At 60.4% G+C, this 17,303-nt stretch carries 15 protein-coding genes; 4 read left to right on the forward strand and 11 right to left on the reverse strand.

Annotated elements, in window-relative coordinates:
- Positions 1–81: 81 nt before the first annotated feature.
- The 8 genes from JFT85_RS10370 to JFT85_RS10405 are packed head-to-tail and all read right to left on the reverse strand — an operon-like array spanning position 82 to position 6,773.
- A complete protein-coding gene (locus tag JFT85_RS10370) occupies positions 82–630 on the reverse strand; it encodes a fimbrial protein (protein ID WP_053254605.1) in 549 nt (182 codons plus the stop codon).
- An 11-nt stretch (positions 631–641) separates the two neighbouring features.
- Entirely contained in the window at positions 642–1,121 is a 480-nt protein-coding gene (locus tag JFT85_RS10375) for a fimbrial protein (protein WP_201229813.1), read from the reverse strand.
- A gap of 29 nt (positions 1,122–1,150) precedes the next feature.
- A complete protein-coding gene (locus JFT85_RS10380; protein WP_053254603.1) occupies positions 1,151–1,645 on the reverse strand; it encodes a fimbrial protein in 495 nt (164 codons plus the stop codon).
- 10 nt (positions 1,646–1,655) lie between these two features.
- The gene (locus JFT85_RS10385) at positions 1,656–2,240 is read right to left on the reverse strand and encodes a fimbrial protein (RefSeq protein ID WP_053254602.1); all 585 of its coding nucleotides are present in this window, start codon (positions 2,238–2,240) and stop codon (positions 1,656–1,658) included.
- A 21-nt stretch (positions 2,241–2,261) separates the two neighbouring features.
- Entirely contained in the window at positions 2,262–3,023 is a 762-nt protein-coding gene (locus JFT85_RS10390) for a fimbria/pilus periplasmic chaperone (protein WP_201229815.1), read from the reverse strand.
- The gene (locus JFT85_RS10395) at positions 3,020–5,635 is read right to left on the reverse strand and encodes an outer membrane usher protein (RefSeq protein WP_155512277.1); all 2,616 of its coding nucleotides are present in this window, start codon (positions 5,633–5,635) and stop codon (positions 3,020–3,022) included. Before JFT85_RS10395 ends, JFT85_RS10390 begins: the two co-directional genes overlap by 4 nt.
- A 15-nt stretch (positions 5,636–5,650) precedes the next feature.
- Entirely contained in the window at positions 5,651–6,211 is a 561-nt protein-coding gene (locus tag JFT85_RS10400; RefSeq protein WP_053254599.1) for a fimbrial protein, read from the reverse strand.
- Between the two features lie 52 nt (positions 6,212–6,263).
- Positions 6,264–6,773 carry a fimbrial protein gene (locus JFT85_RS10405; protein WP_053254598.1) on the reverse strand — a complete coding sequence of 170 codons (510 nt, stop codon included), beginning with the start codon at positions 6,771–6,773 and terminating at the stop codon, positions 6,264–6,266.
- Positions 6,774–7,240: 467 nt separating this feature from the next.
- Between JFT85_RS10405 and JFT85_RS10410 the strand changes: the two genes are divergently transcribed.
- Positions 7,241–7,762 (forward strand): PadR family transcriptional regulator, encoded by a 522-nt coding sequence (locus JFT85_RS10410; protein ID WP_053254597.1) that lies wholly within the window; start codon positions 7,241–7,243, stop codon positions 7,760–7,762.
- The gene (locus JFT85_RS10415; RefSeq protein WP_069552764.1) at positions 7,759–8,526 is read left to right on the forward strand and encodes a siderophore-interacting protein; all 768 of its coding nucleotides are present in this window, start codon (positions 7,759–7,761) and stop codon (positions 8,524–8,526) included. Before JFT85_RS10410 ends, JFT85_RS10415 begins: the two co-directional genes overlap by 4 nt.
- A 107-nt stretch (positions 8,527–8,633) precedes the next feature.
- Here the strand turns inward: JFT85_RS10415 and JFT85_RS10420 are convergent, their stop codons facing one another.
- Together JFT85_RS10420 and JFT85_RS10425 are read right to left on the reverse strand one after the other, a co-directional pair.
- Positions 8,634–9,260, reverse strand: coding sequence for a Pr6Pr family membrane protein (locus JFT85_RS10420; protein ID WP_053254595.1), 627 nt, complete (start codon positions 9,258–9,260; stop codon positions 8,634–8,636).
- Between the two features lie 4 nt (positions 9,261–9,264).
- Positions 9,265–9,498 (reverse strand): VF530 family protein, encoded by a 234-nt coding sequence (locus JFT85_RS10425; RefSeq protein WP_043048686.1) that lies wholly within the window; start codon positions 9,496–9,498, stop codon positions 9,265–9,267.
- Between the two features lie 213 nt (positions 9,499–9,711).
- Between JFT85_RS10425 and JFT85_RS10430 the strand changes: the two genes are divergently transcribed.
- Both JFT85_RS10430 and JFT85_RS10435 read left to right on the forward strand, forming a co-directional pair.
- Complete coding sequence (locus tag JFT85_RS10430; protein ID WP_201229817.1) at positions 9,712–11,730, forward strand: TonB-dependent receptor; 2,019 nt, start codon at positions 9,712–9,714, stop codon at positions 11,728–11,730.
- A gap of 439 nt (positions 11,731–12,169) precedes the next feature.
- Positions 12,170–14,587, forward strand: a complete 2,418-nt coding sequence (locus JFT85_RS10435) for a glucose/quinate/shikimate family membrane-bound PQQ-dependent dehydrogenase (RefSeq protein ID WP_069552763.1) — start codon at positions 12,170–12,172, stop codon at positions 14,585–14,587.
- A gap of 191 nt (positions 14,588–14,778) precedes the next feature.
- Here JFT85_RS10435 and JFT85_RS10440 read toward each other — a convergent pair whose 3' ends face one another.
- On the reverse strand, positions 14,779–17,115 hold the full coding sequence (locus JFT85_RS10440; protein WP_201230889.1) for a putative bifunctional diguanylate cyclase/phosphodiesterase: 2,337 nt from the start codon (positions 17,113–17,115) through the stop codon (positions 14,779–14,781).
- Positions 17,116–17,303: the final 188 nt, after the last annotated feature.

The following is a 17,303-nucleotide window of genomic DNA, read 5'->3' on the forward strand; positions in this document are numbered from 1 at the left end:
TCCCGTACATAAGGTGGCTGCGCAGAAGAGAGTTGAGGTTTGAAGGAGGCGTTTTTTCAGCCTCCGAATAACCGCTCATCTTCACGGGTAGTCGAGCGTAAACGTCGAGGTCACGGTGTACGCTCCAGGCCCGATGGTCTGGTCCCGGATGGCTTGAGGCTCGCCCTTCACGTAGGCCTTGAGCTCAATCACATTGTTGCCATCCACCAAGCGCTGCTCGTCACTCACGGCGTTGATGGGCAACGGCTTGTCGCTCAGGGTCTCGATGCCAACGCCGATGCCCGTGGCGCCACTGCCACCGTCCAGTGCGAACAACCCGGGCAGCGCCGCGCTTTCCGTGCCGCCAAACGAGATGGTCACCGTGTTGCCGATCGTGGTGTCACAGTCTTCCAGGTGCAGTTCGAACCTGCGCCCCTGTGAGCGCGTGTTGATGTAGAGGTGCTTGCTGGTCACGTCCCAGAGTTCCATTTTGATCGCCTCGTCCCCCGGACGAATCGTGCAGGCTTCTTCCACCAGGTTGCCCTTGAAACTCAGGTTGTCAGCGGCATACGCCTCGGGGAGCAGGCCGAACACCAGCAGTACGGCCAGCCCTGCACCGGGCCAGGCCCTGTGAACCATTTGATCTCGCATAGACTCGACTCCTACTCGTATTCGGCCAACAGCGTGGCCACCGCCGTAAACCGCGCGGGCGTCAGCACGGCACCCAGCCGTTGGACGGGCACGGCTTCCAATACGGGCGGTGACGACAGGTTGATATCCAGTGGCGTGTTAAGCGCAAACGGCAGGTTGTTCTGGAACAGCCGGATGCCCAGCTCCGGCACGCTGGTCTGCAACGCCGAGCCGTCAAACGCCGTGGCGGTGCCGTTGACACTCAACTTCAACTCCCACGGCAGCGTGTCGGCGCCACAGGTGATGGTGTAGCCGACGCCCTTGCGGTACTTCACGCCATCGACGCGCTTGACCCCGACGTCGCCAAAGTCGACCTCAATGGTGTTGCCCGCATCAATCGTGCAGGGCGGCGGCTCGTTCAGCGTGCCGCTGAACGTGAGGTTGGCCGACGCACCGCTGCACAGGCCGATGGAACACAAGGCGAGCAATGCTCGCTGCTGCCAAAAGGTCATGGGGCGTTTCTCTTTATGGGTAAACGTCTTCATTGGTAATCGACCACAAGGGTGGCGGCCGCATCAAAGACGCCTCCTGTCAGGCGGCTGCCCGCACGTTTGACTGGCACCGCCTGCACGACCGGGAAGTTCGGGTGGGTAAAATTCACCGCCGTATTCAGCGGCCAGTCGGCCCCATTGATGAACAGCTTGACCCCAAGGTCCGCCTTGCGGGTCAAGAGCACGTCAGGATCAAACGCCGCCGCTGTGCCCTTGAGTTCCAGTTTCATCGCGTTGCTGAACGGCGAATCACAGACGACGGTGTAAGGCACCTCTCGACGGTAATTCACCCCATCCACCCGCGACGTCAGCAGGTCATTGCCGAACGGCACATCCAGCGTGCTGCCGCCGTTGATCACACACGGTGGCGGCGCGATGATCGTCGCGCGGATGGTCAGGTTGGTATCGGCCTGCACCACCTGGCCGGCGGCCCACAGCAGGCCGCCACCGATAAGCATGGCCCACGGGCCGGTTGGCTTAGCCATAGTTCTGCCCTCACTCATAGTTGAGCCTGAAATCCACCACGGCCTTGAATGCCCCGCTGCTCAACGGCGCAGACGTACGCGTGGGCTGGACATTCCAGGTCTGGGTGTCTTTGCCCAACGTCAAAAATAACGGTTGGCCCCTTGAGCCCAGCTGTACATCGCGCCCCAGGTCGTCGGTCAAGCGCAGGCCCATGCCGGTGATGCCTTGTACTTTGACCAGGCGTGGATCATCAGCATCGGCCGGCGCCATGAACGCGACCGACAGCACAGGCTGAAAAGCACTCCAGGTCAGGTTGCCCGTGCGTTCGTTGCGAATGCTGCCGGCGGTGCGGTTGCAATCGCTGAAACGCAGCTGAAACGCCACGGACGTCGCCTGGTCACCCGGCCGTTGCAACTGGCTGGTGGTGACGGCGCCCAACTCAACGGTTTGATGCAGTGATGTCATCTCCAGGCTGCAAGGGGTTTCATGCAGGGTCCCGAGTACGTTGAGCATGCCGTTCATGCCCTCCACATCCTCGCCGTCCTCGGCGGCGTATGCGCTTCCCATAAAGGCCAGTAGCAGGCCGCCCAAGACCTTCACGTTGTGCGAATTCATGGTTTTCTCCGGCAGCCAGCATTACTGGGTAGATGCTGACGCTTGCACATTCACCTGGCACGTTGTGCCTGTGCAGGTGAAGGGCATCAGCGGGCGTCCGCCGTAATCATTCACGTAGGCCAGGTAAGGCGTGTTGCCAAGTTCCCGGGCGGTTGGCCCCAGGGCCAGCGTGCCTTTGGGCGGAACCATCACCGGTACAAACCCGGCCACGGTTTTGCCGTCCTTGCTGCTGCGCGCATCCACCAGGGTCACGTAGTAAGGCGTCGGGTTGTTGACCTGGTAACGATCGCCGTCGCGGGTCAGCGTCAGCTTTTCCTGCCAGGGGGTGGACAGGTCTTGCTGGCTTGGCGTAATCGCCTGCGGGCGGTAGAACAATTTGATTCGGGTTTGCAGGGCAATCTGCAGGGTGTTGGACTTGTCACTGCGCGGCGGAATCTCCCGCAGGTTGAAGTAGTAGACCGTCTCTCGATCCTGCGGCAACGACTTGGCTGCCGGCAGCGCCTGGACTTTGACCTGGCTTTGCTTGCCCGGCTCCAGGCGTTGCACCGGCGGCAGTACGATCAGGGGCGAATTGATTTTTTTACCGTCTTCATCTTCGATCCAACCCTGGGCCAGGTACGGCAACTGGGTGTTGTTATTGGTGATGTTGACGCTGGTTGCATCCTTGCCACCATCAAAAATCACTCGGGTGCGGTCCAGGCCGACAGCGGCGTTGGCACTCTGGCTCAAGCCGAGCGCCAGCAACGCGAAGGTCGGTAAGGTAAGGCGTGTCGTGAGCATCATGAGGATGGGTTCTCCATAGGGGTGCGCTGGCCGGTCAGTGCTTCAGGCTCGGGCAGGGCTTGATCAGTGGCGGCTACCATTTGGCAGCGCAGTTTCAGGGCATGGGTCAGGCTATCTGGCGGTAACACCGTGGGCAGCGTGAAGATGCACCGCGCATCGCCGCCCCAACTGACACTCATCTGCCCGCCCGGCTGAATGCCGCTCAGGTAGACGCTGCCGCCGTCATTCACAATGCCGGTGTCTTGTTGTTTGAGGTTCTGCACCGTCGCGCCAAACGGCGGTGACGTGCCATCGGGCAGCCGCAGTTCAGCCATGGCTTTCTCGCCGGCAACCACGTCCAGCGCGCGATAACCGATGGCGCCTTCGGTGAGCGTCAGCTGCGTCATCGATTGCGTGGCTTCGACATTGCTCGGCAATTTCTCCAGATCAACGCTGGCTGCCGTGCGCTGGTAGCTGCTGATATCGGAGATCACCGCTTTGCCGAAGGCGTTGCTGCGCGTAGGGGTGCCATAACCGCGTACCGGCACATCGGCCACACCTGCGGTGTCGACCATCAGGCGGGTGCCGCCGGTGCTGCTGGTTCGATGCAGTGCGCCACCGTAAGGCGTGAGCGTGCCACCGCCGCGAACCGTCGCACCGAGGGTCCGGCCATTCCCCTGTTGCGTACTGACGCTGACGTCGATGTCGGCCTGGTCACCGATATGGCTGAGGTAACCACTGGCGGATTTGTCACTTGCACTGAGCTGGTAGCTATTACGCTCATCAAAGCGATCGGCGTAGCGCGTTGAAAAGGTGTTTTCGCCTGCGGCCCTGTTAGCATCCATCGACAATGTGCCGGTGCGCCCCAACGGTAAACTCACCGTCAGCGCCAAGCCGTTATCTTTGTAGCTGTATTCCTGAGTGCGGTAGGCATTCAGTGACAAGCTCATGTTCTTGACGCTGCCCACATTGAAGTAGCGGGACACTGTCAGGTTCCAACGCTGGGTGTCCGGCCGGTCCCAATACGTCTGTTTGTTGTAGCTTGCGTAGACGGTGGTGCCCATATCACGAAACTGTTTGTTCACCGTCACCGTGTACAGGGCTTTATTGCCGCCGATCGGCCGCCAGTCCTCGCTGTACTCACCGTTCTCGTTGAAGCGCCCACGCCCGCCGAGTTCGCCGCTCAAACCGTAATGCCGGGCATCCAGGTACTCAGCCATACTCAAGTAGTTCTTGTCGGAAAACCGGTAACCGGCAAAGGTCACCTGGCTGTCGTACTGTTCAAAGTTCTTGGAGTATTGAAGGCGATAGGATTTACCCGACAGTGACTCGTTCCACACATTGGCATGGGATTGGGTAACGTCCAGCGAGACAGCCCCGAACGCCAACAGGTCACGCCCCGCACCGACCGTGAGCGCGCGGTAGTTGTTGTCGGTCATGCCGCCGCCAAACAGCGACCAGCCGTTGCTGATGCCCCAGGAGAACTCGCCGGTGCCGAACGCGTTGCCTTCGGCGCCGTACTGCAGATTGGTCGGGCGCCCTGTCGCGACCTTGTAGCGAACCTGCCCGGGGCGCGTCAGGTAGGGAACGCCTGCCGTGTCCATCTGGAAGGTGTGCACCGAACCGTCTTGTTCTTCAACGCGCACATCGATCTTGCCGGTCACGGCGTCGTTGAGGTCCTGGATGCGAAACGGGCCTGCCGCCACCAGGGTTTCATGCAGTACACGCCCCTGCTGGCTGATAACGACTTTTGCATTAGTCTTGGCCACCCCGACCACTTCCGGGGCATAACCACGCAAGTTGGGCGGCAGTTGGCTTTCATCCGAATTGAGCGCCACGCCGGTAAAGCGAAAGCTATCAAACAGGTCGGAGTACAGGTAGTTTTCGCCCACCAGCAAGCGCGCTCTCAGCGCTGGAATGGCGCGATATGCGTAGTAGCGGCTCCACTCTATCTGGCGATCACCCGCCGGCCCTTCACGGCCTTTTTCCACACGCCCCTGCCAATCCGCACGCAGGCGCCAGGCCCCGGCATTGGCCCCGACGGTGCCATTGCCACTGAGGTTATTGCGGGTGCGCTCGTTCTTTTGGTAATTCGATTGCGCCGTCAGGTTGTAGTCCAGCAACAACCCCGGCACGCCTTCATCCCAACGCGAGGGCGGGTCCCAATTGATCGCGTTGTACTCAAGGTAGGCTTGGGGCAGGTTGATGTTCAGGGTGGACGTCGCCAGGTCACCACTGACTTCCATGCCCGGCAAACTTTGAATGTCCAGGCACTGCCCGCCCTTCCACCATTTAAGTGTGGCGGCACCGGACTCTTTCAGGCCCAACTGTTCCACCAGTTCCGCTGACAAACAGGCTTGACTGCCTTTCGGGTCGTCATCAGGGTGATAGAACGCTATTGAATGTTCAGCCATAGACTGGCTATTGATCTGTACCACCATCGAGTAAGTGCCGGGCAGGATAAAACCGCTGCGCGCAAACCGAGACAAATCAATATTAGAGCGATCGACAAGATCAAGAACATCGGTATTAAACTCGATATCAGCGGCGCCCATTGCTGTGCCTGCCAGTGACATCAACCCGCCAACGATACTCGGACGAAGTGTATTTTTGACCTTCAACGTATTTAACATTAAAGCAACCCGTGTTCAAAAGTATTCCAACTTGAACCGCACTGCGGCACCGTGGGCACCCGTCACCAATGGCAGTCCATTACCGACCAGGCGAAGCGTGTAATGAAGTGTCATGTCGCCATTGGCCAGGGGCATTAACGCCATCGGTACACCGGGAACGCTCTCCTGACCGGCCGCATCCTGAATGTGCAGGGCCACCCCCTGCGAACCGCCAAAGACCGCAAAGGACATCCCGCCTCGGTCGCGAGGCCCGTCAAACGTGACGCGCAGGTGTTCCCAATCAGGCAGGTTTACACCGGGGCGATTCGGGTCGGGGCGAGTCAGGGAGCAATTGACCAGGCGTAACTGGAACGGCTGCACAGCGCCGACGGCGTTGCGCAAAAGTCGGCCTATCGGTTCAGGAGGCATTTCGATGGTTTGATTGACGCTGGCCAGCTCCAACCCACAGGCGGAGTCAACTATCTCTCCACCCAGCGTGACGACCCCTTCGCCCTGCGACGCCGTGCGTGCAGCCACATCAGGGCTGAGGAGCATCATCAATGAAGAGGCAATAGCGACAGTTATGAGTGTCTTCACCTATTTATCTCCGGTCAGCGTCCCCCGCCACCCTTGGGTGGCGGGGGGAAACTTACTGATAAGCCAAGGTGAAGTTGGTGACCGCGCTGAAATCGCCAGGGATGATGTCGGCGGTAGCGGCGCCTTGCACATAGGCACCAAACTCCAGCGTGTTGTTGCCCGTGGTAATCGCTTGCGGCGTGGTAGGTGTGCCCAGCTCAATGACTTTGCCGCCATGGGTCATCATGATGCCGATGCCGCCAGCCCCACCGACGGTGCCGATCGCACCCGGCACAGCGTCGGATGGCGACGCGGTGAAGGAGGTGGTCACGGTTTTGTCGGTGAGGCCGGTCAGGTCGCAGCCTTCCAGCTCAATCTTCACACTGCGGGCTTCAGACTTGCCGCCAGCTTGCAGTTGATGCTTGGCGATCGCGCCAAGGCGGACGGTCTGGTCTACGGATTCAGGCTTGATAGAGCACGCACCCGAGTGGACCGACCCCAAGAAGGTAATGGTGCCATCCGACGCGTTAGCCACAGACATCGAACCCATCAACAGACCGACAGACAACAGCGCAGTTTTCATCTTAGTTTTCATTTGCAAACATCCAAATAAGAGTAATGACTCATCAAATAAATCCTGCCGCAGTCCTGCGTAGGAATTGCACAGCTTTCCAATAACTTGTATTGCAAATCAGTGTTCGCTCAAAGCCAGGCCAGTGTGCATTTCAAGTTTGAAAGAGTAAGCCGTCTGTTTCCCTGAATCGCGTAGCCTTGCAATACCAAGACACATCAGAAAATTATGGCCATTTGCCAAAACTTTAAAAACAGCTGTAAGACGCGGACTACGTCAGGACTAATGAGAATGCTTTACAACTTAACAAGTCTGTAAGAAGTGGATTACATCAACTAACATAAGCGCGCTGTGACGCGGGCATGGCAACTAACAGGTTTCACAATGAGGGCGCGACGAACAACCGTCTGTCGGGCGGCTTTGCGCAGGCCGTAAGATATATCTTAAGTTATATCTAGAAACACACAGAGGTTCCTGCCATGCGAGACCATTCCCACCAGCGTGACGGCTTTGACCCACGCGCCAGCCGCGGTCGCGGCCCCCGGGTGTTTGCACCCGGCGATTTGAAACTGCTGCTGCCAGCGTTGATCGCCGAGCAGCCCTGCCACGGCTACGACCTGATCCGCCAAATCGAAAGCCTGTTCGACGGCGCCTATACCCCAAGCCCCGGTGTGATTTACCCGACCCTGACTTTTCTGGAAGAAAGCGATCTGATCCAGGGCGACGCCGATGGCGGAAAAAAACGCTACACAATTACCGACGCCGGTCGTCTCTTCCTTAGCGAACAAGCCGTTGCGCTGGACGGTGTGCGCATGCGCATCGACGTCAGCAAACGCGCGTTACGCGGCCACGACCGCCCACCGGAAATTCACGAGGCGGTACACAACCTGCGTCACGCCTTGCATTCGCACCACGGGCGCTGGAGCCCGGAAGAAATCGTGCGTGTCGCGGCGCTGCTCAACCGCACCGCTCAAGCCATTGCCGACGGGAAAGACCAATGAATACGCAAGCTATCCACCGCGTCACCCACGAAATCAAACGTCGTCGCCTGCACGTGCTGCGGGTAGTCGATATCACCCCACGCATGCGCCGCATCACCTTGGGCGGGCCGGAACTGGCGGGCTTTGTCAGCCTGGGCAGCGACGACCACATCAAACTGCTGTTCCCGCAGAACGCCGCCGAACAGGCCGCGCTGGAAAGCCCGACCTTCACTATCAAGGGCGACGGCCCGCAACCGGCCATGCGCGACTACACACCGCGTCGCTTCGACCTGAGTATCGGCGAGCTGGATATCGACTTCGTGCTGCACGGCGACGGCCCTGCCTCCACGTGGGCCGAGCAGGCGCAGGTCGGCCAACACCTGTACATCGGCGGGCCACGCGGTTCGATGATCGTGCCGGATATCTTCGACAGCTACCTGCTGATCGGCGATGAAACCGCCCTGCCCGCCATCGCGCGCCGCCTGGAGGAATTACCGGCGGGCCGTAAAGTGCTGGCGGTGATTGAAATCGCCGATGCGGCGGAACAGCAAACACTGAACAGTGCTGCCGATGTGGACGTGATGTGGGTGGTGCGCGGCCAGGATGACCTGCTCGACACCGTGCGCTCACTGACGCTGCCGAGCGGCTCGCTTTACAGCTTCGTGGCGACTGAAACCAAGCTGTCGCGCCAGGTGCGGCGAGTGCTGCTGGACACGCACAAGGTCAATGAAGAGTATCTCAAAGCTGTGGGTTACTGGCGCGCCGAAGGCAGCACAGAAGACTGAGCCGGACGCAACTCAATTGTGGGAGCGGGCTGGCTGGCGAAAACGGTGGCTCAGTGTCAGATGCATTGACTGACCGTCCGCTTTCGCGAGCAAGCCCGCTCCCACCTTTATTCTCGGGGTGGCTTTAAGCATTTATCCAGCCCCACCACGGCCACCGCAATCAGCACAAACCCCGCCAGGAGCCCCCCGGCATTCACAAACACCTGTGGATAACCGAGGGTGGCCACATCAATGAACGGGTACTGATATTGCCCGAGCAAATGCCCGCGCAGCAGCACATAAGCGAAGTACACCAGCGGGTAGATCACCCAGGCGCCGATGTGTTTGAAACGCAAGCGGCCCTTCGGTACACAGCGCCACCAGTAGATTAAAAACAGCACCGGCATCACGTCGTGCAGCAATTCGTCGGCGATAAATTGAAAGCCCGTCGGGCTCCATAAATGCCGCAACAGCAGGTTGTAGGCCAGGCTGACCACGACGATGCTCGCGGCAACCCCACTGGTAACCGCCGGCGTCAGGAACCACCGTTTGGCCGTGGAATCGCGACTGACCAGCGCATAGCTCAACACCACCACGACCAAGGTGTTGGTGAGCACGGTGAAGAAACTGAAAAAGTTGATCAGCCCGCCCAACAGGCTGGCGTCGGTCGACCAGCGCGAATAGAAAATCAGGTATTGCTGAATCGCCAGCCCCACCCAGCCGGCCAGTGCCGCGACCGCGACAAAGCGTTTCATCGGCTCAGTCCAGCGGGCGTTTGGTACGCATCAGCTTGACGTACAAGCTTTCGACTTTCTCCCGCGCCCACGGGGTTTTGCGCAGGAACGTCAGGCTCGACTTGATGCTCGGGTCGCTCTTGAAGCAGCGGATATCGATGCGTTCGGCCAGACCACTCCATTCGTAATGTTCCACCAGGGTGGTGAGGACGTGCTGCAGGGTCACACCGTGGAGCGGGTCGTTGCTTGTCGCGGTCATGCCGGGCCTTTTGCAAAAAGAGGAAACACAGCCGCGCACCTTAGCCGACGGGGCGTACGGGTGGAAGCACCGCATTGAATATAGCCCCTGAAGAAAAGTTCCCCTTTTCAGCAAAAAAAGAGATGTTATATTGTAACGATACTTATCAAAAGTAACGCTTCCGATACCGTTTAAGCCTTCTCTTTTTTGTGCCGTTTTGCCAAGGAATGTCCGATGTCCCTCTCCTCTCTGTGGCGCTTGACCCCGCTTGCCGCCGCCCTGCTGATCTGCTCTGAAGCCCACGCCCTTGAGCTGCAACCCCAAGTGATTACCGGCAACCCGCTGGGCAGTGAACAACTCGCCTCGCCCACCACCGTGCTGGAAGGCGATGACCTCACGCTGCAACAAAAAGGCAGCCTCGGCGAGACCCTGAACAAGCAGCCAGGTGTGTCGTCTTCGTACTTTGGCCCAGGCGCCAGCCGGCCGATCATTCGAGGCCAGGATGGCGACCGCATTCGCATTCTGCGCAACGGCGTGGGCGCACTGGACGCGTCGTCACTGTCCTATGACCATGCGGTGCCGTTGGACCCGGTCAACGTCGAGCGCATTGAAATCGTGCGAGGCCCGGCCGCGCTGTTGTATGGCGGCAGCGCGATTGGCGGCGTGGTCAACACGTTCGATAACCGCATCCCCACCGAAGCCATCGAAGGCATCCACGGTGCAGGTGAATTGCGCTATGGCGGCGCCGACACCACCCGCAGCAGCGCCGGCAAACTGGAAGCCGGCAACGGCACCTTCGCGCTGCATCTGGACGCCAATGCGCGGCAATTCAACGACCTCAAAATCCCCGGTCAGGCCCGCAGCCGCCATGCCCCGCAAACCGAAGACGGGCCTGGCAAGAATGGCCGCCTGGGCAACAGCGACGGGCGCCAGGACGGCGGCGCGCTGGGCGGTTCCTACACCTGGGACGACGGTTATGCCGGGCTGTCCTACAGCAACTACGACGCCAACTACGGCTCAACCGCCGAACAGGACGTGCGCATCCGCATGAAGCAGGATCACTACGCCTTTGCGTCCGAGATCCGCAACCTGCAAGGCCCGTTTACCTCGGTAAAACTCGACGCGGGCTACACCGATTACGAGCACCGCGAAATCGAAGGCGGCGAAACCGGCACGATCTTCAAGAACAAGGGTTATGAGGCGCGCGTTGAAGCCCGCCACCAACCGCTGGGCCCGTTCGATGGCGTGGTGGGCGCACAAGTGACCCGTAACGAGTTCTCGGCACTGGGCGAAGAAGCCTTCGTGCCACAGACCGACACCAACGCCGGCGCGCTGTTCATCCTCGAAGAAATGCAGGCCACCGAGCGCCTGAAGCTCAGCCTCGGCGGGCGCCTGGAACACACCAACATCGACCCGAACGCCAAGGGCAATGCGCGCTTTGCCGGCGCCGACCACGCGAATGACTTCACCGCCGGCAGCCTGTCGTCCGGCGCGGTCTACACCCTTACGCCGATCTGGTCCCTGGCCGCAACCCTGGGCTACACCGAACGCGCGCCGACCTTTTACGAGCTGTATGCCAACGGCGCCCACGTCGCGACCGGCACTTACGAGCTGGGCGACGCCAAGCTGAAGAAAGAAAAAGCCGTGTCCAGCGACCTGGCGTTGCGCTTTGACAACGGCACCCACAAGGGCAGCTTTGGCGTGTTTTACAGCCGCTTCTCCAATTACATCGGCTTGCTGGGCACAGGTCGTACGCTTAACGATGAAGGTGAAGAAGACGCGGCGGGCATTCCTGAGTACACATACTCCGGCGTACGCGCACGTTTCGCCGGCTTCGAGGCCCAGGATCACTGGAAACTCGGCGAAGGCGCCTACGGCAAATTCGCCCTGGAACTGTCGGGGGACTACACCCGCGCCACCAACCTCGACACGGGCGAAGCCTTGCCACGCATTGCGCCCCTGCGCTTGAACAGCGGGTTGCTGTGGGAATTCGACCGCTGGCAGGCGCGCATCGATGTGGAACACGCGGCCGGTCAAGGGCGAGTGCCGGATAACGAGCGTGGCACCGATGGCTACACCACGCTGGGCGCAAGCGCGGGTTATCGCTTCAATGTGGGTGGCAGCCAATGGCTGGCGTTCGTTAATGGCGAAAACCTGACCAACCAGACCGTGCGCTACGCCAGCTCGATTCTGCGCGATATCGCGCCGGCACCGGGCAGAAGCGTGCAGTTCGGGGTGCGTACCACCTTCTAAAAAACACCGAAAATCCCCAGTGGGAGGGGGCTTGCTCCCGATGACAGTGTGTCAGTCGACCTGTTCATGGCTGACCCACTGCTATCGGGAGCAAGCCCCCTCCCACATTTGTTTTGCAGCGACACTTAGTCACTGTTACCAAAACTGAAATGATGCATCTTGCGATTTGCGCTTTCTCTTGGCGCATCAGCGCTTTATCCTTGTCGGCAACAAACTGAAACGTTTCACGCCCGCGGTCGATCCCATCTTGCCGAATTTACCCTTCATTGAAGACAGCGCTGTCTTACACCGACCTGCGCCTGGGAATAAATCGCCCGCCTGTGGATAACCCTCTTATCCCCAGAAAAACTCGAATTAACGCTGAACCTAGCCCGCGCCGAATCGTCATCTACAGTGAAGCACGGGGTTACATAATTCCAACGTCACGGAGAAACACACTATGAGCACTGATGGTGCTTCAAGCCCAAGCCGCCTGCTGCCCAGGTTGCTAGGCGTCTTGCTGCTGATCATGGGGCTGGCCTTGCTGGCCGGCGGCGTCAAGCTGAGCATGCTCGGCGGGTCGCTGTACTACCTGCTGGCCGGTATCGGCATCGCCCTCACCGGCGTTTTGCTGCTGGCTACCCGCCGCGCTGCGCTGGGCCTGTACGCACTGGTGCTGTTCGCCAGTACCGTGTGGGCACTGTGGGAAGTCGGCCTGGATTGGTGGCAGCTGGTGCCACGTCTGGCCCTGCTGTTCGCGCTGGGCATCGTCTTGCTGCTGCCGTGGTTTCGCCGTCCGTTGCTGCGTGGTCAAGCCGCGCCACTGGGCACGGGTGCGCTGAGTGTAGCCGTGGTGCTGGCCGGTGCTGCCGCCCTGGCCAGCCAATTCACCAACCCGGGTGAAATGGTCAAGACCGGCCAACTGGACCGTGACGCGGTGCCTGGCATGGCCAGCGCCGCACCGACCCAGGCCGATGGCGACTGGAACTCCTATGGCCGTTCGGCGTTCGGTGATCGTTACTCGCCCCTAGCGCAGATCACCCCGGAAAACGCCCACAAGCTGGTGCCGGCGTGGACCTTCCGTACCGGTGACATCCCTGGCCCAGGCGATCCCGGTGAAACCACCGCAGAAAACACCCCGCTGAAAGTCAACGGCATGCTCTATGTGTGCACGCCGCACAGCCAGGTGATTGCCCTGGACCCGGACACCGGCAAGGAAATCTGGCGTTTCGACCCGAAGATCAGCACCGAAGGTGCCGCGAACTTCAAAGGTTGGGCGCACATGACCTGCCGTGGCGTGTCGTATCACGATGACGCGGTATACGCTTCCGAGCAGAGCCCGACCGGCAGTGCCAGCGCTGCGCCGGTGAGTGCCGTCTGCCCGAAACGTATTTTCGTACCGACCGCCGATACCCGTCTGATCGCGCTGAACGCCGACACCGGCAAGATGTGCGAAGACTTCGGTGACAAAGGCCAGGTCGACCTGCGTGCCAATATCGGCAGCTTCGCCCCAGGCGGTTACTACTCCACGTCGCCACCGGCCGTAACCAAGAACCTGGTTGTGATCGGCGGTCACGTGACCGACAACGTCTCCACCGACGAGCCTAGCGGCGTCATCCGCGCGTTCGACGTGCACACCGGCAAGCTGGTGTGGAACTGGGACAGCGGCAACCCGGACGACACCACCCCGTTGGCCGAGGGCAAGACCTACACGCGCAACTCGCCGAACATGTGGTCCATGTTCAGCGTCGATGAAAAACTCGGCATGCTCTACCTGCCGATGGGCAACCAGATGCCTGACCAATACGGCGGCGACCGTACCGAAGATTCGGAAAAATACAGCGCCGGCCTGACGGCCCTGGACATCGACAGCGGCCATGTGAAGTGGACCTTCCAGTTCACTCACCACGACCTGTGGGACATGGACGTGGGCGGCCAGCCTAGCCTGATCGACATCAAGACCGCTGACGGCGTCAAGCAAGCGGTGATGGCGTCGACCAAGCAAGGCAGCATCTACGTGCTGGACCGCAGCAACGGCAAGCCGGTGGTGCCGATCAACGAAATCCCTGTACCGCAAGGCGCAGTGGCCGGCGATCACACCTCCCCGACCCAACCGAAGTCCGACCTGAACTTCATGCCGCCGCCGTTGAAAGAACGCGACATGTGGGGCGTGACGCCGTTCGACCAGATGCTGTGCCGGATCGATTTCAAATCGATGCGCTATGACGGTCCGTTCACTCCGCCATCGCTGCAAGGTTCGATCGTTTACCCGGGTAACTTCGGCGTGTTCGACTGGGGCGGCATTTCGGTTGACCCGGTGCGTCAGATTGCGTTCGTGAACCCGAGCTACATGGCGTTCAAATCGAAACTGATCCCGGCGGCCGATATCGCCAAGCAAGGTCCACGCGTCAGCGAGACCGAAGGCGTACAGCCAAACAAAGGCGCGCCATACGGCGTGATCCTCGAAGCCCTGCTGTCGCCTCTGGGCCTGCCGTGCCAGGCGCCGGCGTGGGGTTATGTGGCAGCGGTCGACCTGACCACCCACAAAACCATCTGGATGCACAAGAACGGCACCGTGCGCGACAGCTCGCCGGTTCCAATCCCACTGACCATGGGCGTGCCTAGCCTGGGTGGTACTTTCACCACCGCCGGTGGCGTGTCCTTCCTCAGCGGCACCCTCGACCAGTACCTGCGTGCTTATGACGTGAAAAACGGCAAGCAACTGTGGGAAGGCCGCCTGCCTGCAGGCGCGCAAACCACACCGATGACTTACACCGGCAAGGACGGCAAGCAGTACGTGCTGGTCATGGCCGGCGGTCACGGCTCGCTGGGCACCAAGCAGGGTGACTACGTGATGGCGTTCAAACTGCCGGATTAAGCATTACCGGTGGTAAACACAAGGCGGCTACCTGATGGGTAGCCGCCTTTTTTTGTGCCTGCTGCAAGCGATATTTGGGAGGGGGCTTGTTCCCGATGGCGGTGTACCCGTTGTCGATTCTTCCACTGACCCACCGCTTTCGGGAGCAAGCCCCCTCCCACCGGGTTCAGGTGGTGTGCTGGAGATCGGGTTTACAAGGCAACATGCTCACGCCGCATCCACCGTTCAAACGCCATGGCATTCAATGGCCGGCTGATCAGGTAACCCTGTGCGGTGTCGCACTTCCACTGTTTGAGCAGCATCAGGCTGGGCTCGAACTCCACCCCTTCCGCCACCACCTTGAGCCCCAGGTTGTGGCTCATTTCGATGGTTGACCGCACGATCACGCCATCGCCGCTGGTGCTGTCGAGGTTGCGGATGAAGGATTGGTCGATCTTCAATTCCTGCACCGGCAAGCGCTGCAATTGCGCGAGCGATGAATAGCCCGTGCCAAAGTCATCCACCGACAGGCTGATACCGCAGCCGCGCAGTTGCTCCAGCACGCTGAGGGCCTGCTGCGGGTTGTGCATGATCGCGCTTTCAGTGATTTCGAAAATCAAGTGCTCGGCCGATACGTTGTAGTGCATCAACAAGGCGGTGACACGAATAGCCAGGTCGTCATCCGCCAAGTCGTCCACCGAGATATTCACCGACAGCTGCAGGTGCAAACCGCGTTGTGCCCACTCGGCCATTTGGCGAATAGCCTCCTCGATCGCCCACAGGGTCAAGGCGCCCATGCTGCCGGTGCGCTCGGCGAGGGGAATGAATTCGGTCGGTGACACTTGGCCAAGGGTCGGATGCTGCCAGCGCAACAGGGCTTCGGCCTGACGCACACGGCCGTCAACCAGATCGAGTTTAGGCTGGTAACAGAGGAACAATTCGCCCTCCACCACCGCGCGACGCAAGTCGCGAATCAGCGTGATCTGGCGCTGATGCGCCAGGTCGCGGTCCTGCTGGTAGATCTGCAAATACCCGGACAAGCTCGCCGCATCATGCCGGGCAATCGCGGCGCGGCTGATCAGTTCATCCACCTGCTGGCCGTCGGCCGGGTAAGCCGCGATGCCGATACTCACTTCATGGCGCACTTCATCATGGCCGATACGCTGGGGTTCGGTGAGCAGCCCATACAGGCGGTCGACACGCGCCACGGCGCAGTCGATATCAGTATTTTCCAACAACAGTAAAAATTCACTGCCGGCGATGCGCGCGGCGGTGTCGCTGGCCTGCAGGCTCATCGACAGGCATCGGCTGGCTTCGCGGAGCATTTCTTCGACGCCCTGAGGGCCGAAGCCTTCGTTGATCACCCGGTAGTTTTCAATCCCCAGGTACACCAACACCACCGGCCGCCGGGCACTGATCGCGCTGCCCAGGCGCTCCATGGCCAGGGCGCGATTGGGCAACCCGGTGAGCGGGTCATGCAGGGCGTTATGGGCCAATTGACGCTCGCGCACGGCAATTCCGCTTTGCATGGCGTTGAATGCCCGGGCCAACACGCCGAACTCATCGTGGCTGCGCACCTGCACCGGCGTGTGGTAGTCACCGGCACCAATCCGTTCCGCCGCTTGCACCAGGGCGTTGAGCGGGCGTGACACGCGTCGCGCCAGGAACAACGCGCCCGCCAGCGACACGAGCAGCACCGCCAGGGCAATCCCCATAAACTGCTGGTCCAGCGGCGCAAAGGACTCCAGCGCATGGTCCAGCGGGCTTTGCAGCAACACGCGCACCTCGTCGCCCTCGCCGGTATTGGCCAGCGGCAGCACCTGGCTGAGCACCCGTTGCCCGTAAAACACAGTGATCCGCGCTGCAGGGTCCAGCGGCGCCTCGTGCATCATATGGATGATCGCAGCCTGGTAGGCCTCAGGCTGGGTACTGAACAACTGGCCGACGCGGCCGTCCTGCACGCCGAGGAACGACAGCTCAAGGTTGCTCATGGAGCGCAGTTCGTTGGCGAACAGCTTGTCCATCGCAAAGCCCATGACTACGCGGGCAATAGGCAGCGGGTCGAGCACTTCATCCTGCACCAGCAAATACGGCTGGCCGTCCATGGCAACGATGAGCATCTGCAAGCCACTGCGCCGCGCATGACGCAACGCCTCGGCATAGGGAAACGGCTGACCGCCGGTCAGTTCCGGCAAGGTGCTGACCATCACCTTGCCATCCAGGCTCAACACGAATACTTCCGTTGAGTGGATGCCGGGGCCATGCCGACGCAGCGCAGCCCGAATCGATTCGGCCTGGCCTTCAATCACTGCGTGTTTGAACGGAGCATCGACGGTGAGCCAGTCCAGCCCGTATTGCAGACGGCGCCCGCGCAGCTCCAGCAAGCGCTCGAACACCTGGATACCGGTAGTGAGCTGGACTTGGGCCTGGTTTTCCACGGCGCGGGTGGTGGCGACCTTGACCGCGAAGTAAGTCGCCGCCACGACCACCAGTAGCAATAGCGCCAACACCGCGGCGATGCGGGTCTGGAAGGTGTGGCGCCACGTCATTGCCGTGCCCTCCGGCAGGATTCGCCTCTCGGTGCCACTGCGTTGCTTGTTCATACGCATCCCTGGCGGCGGCTGGTCTGGCGTCAAAAAAATATCCAATTTTATTGGATATTTGGTTTAAGCAGATTAGCTGGGACTTGGGATAAGTACACTCAACAAACACTGGAACTTTTGCGTCACATTATTGA

This window comes from Pseudomonas sp. TH04, from assembly GCF_016651355.1.
GTDB classification, from domain to species: domain Bacteria; phylum Pseudomonadota; class Gammaproteobacteria; order Pseudomonadales; family Pseudomonadaceae; genus Aquipseudomonas; species Aquipseudomonas fluorescens.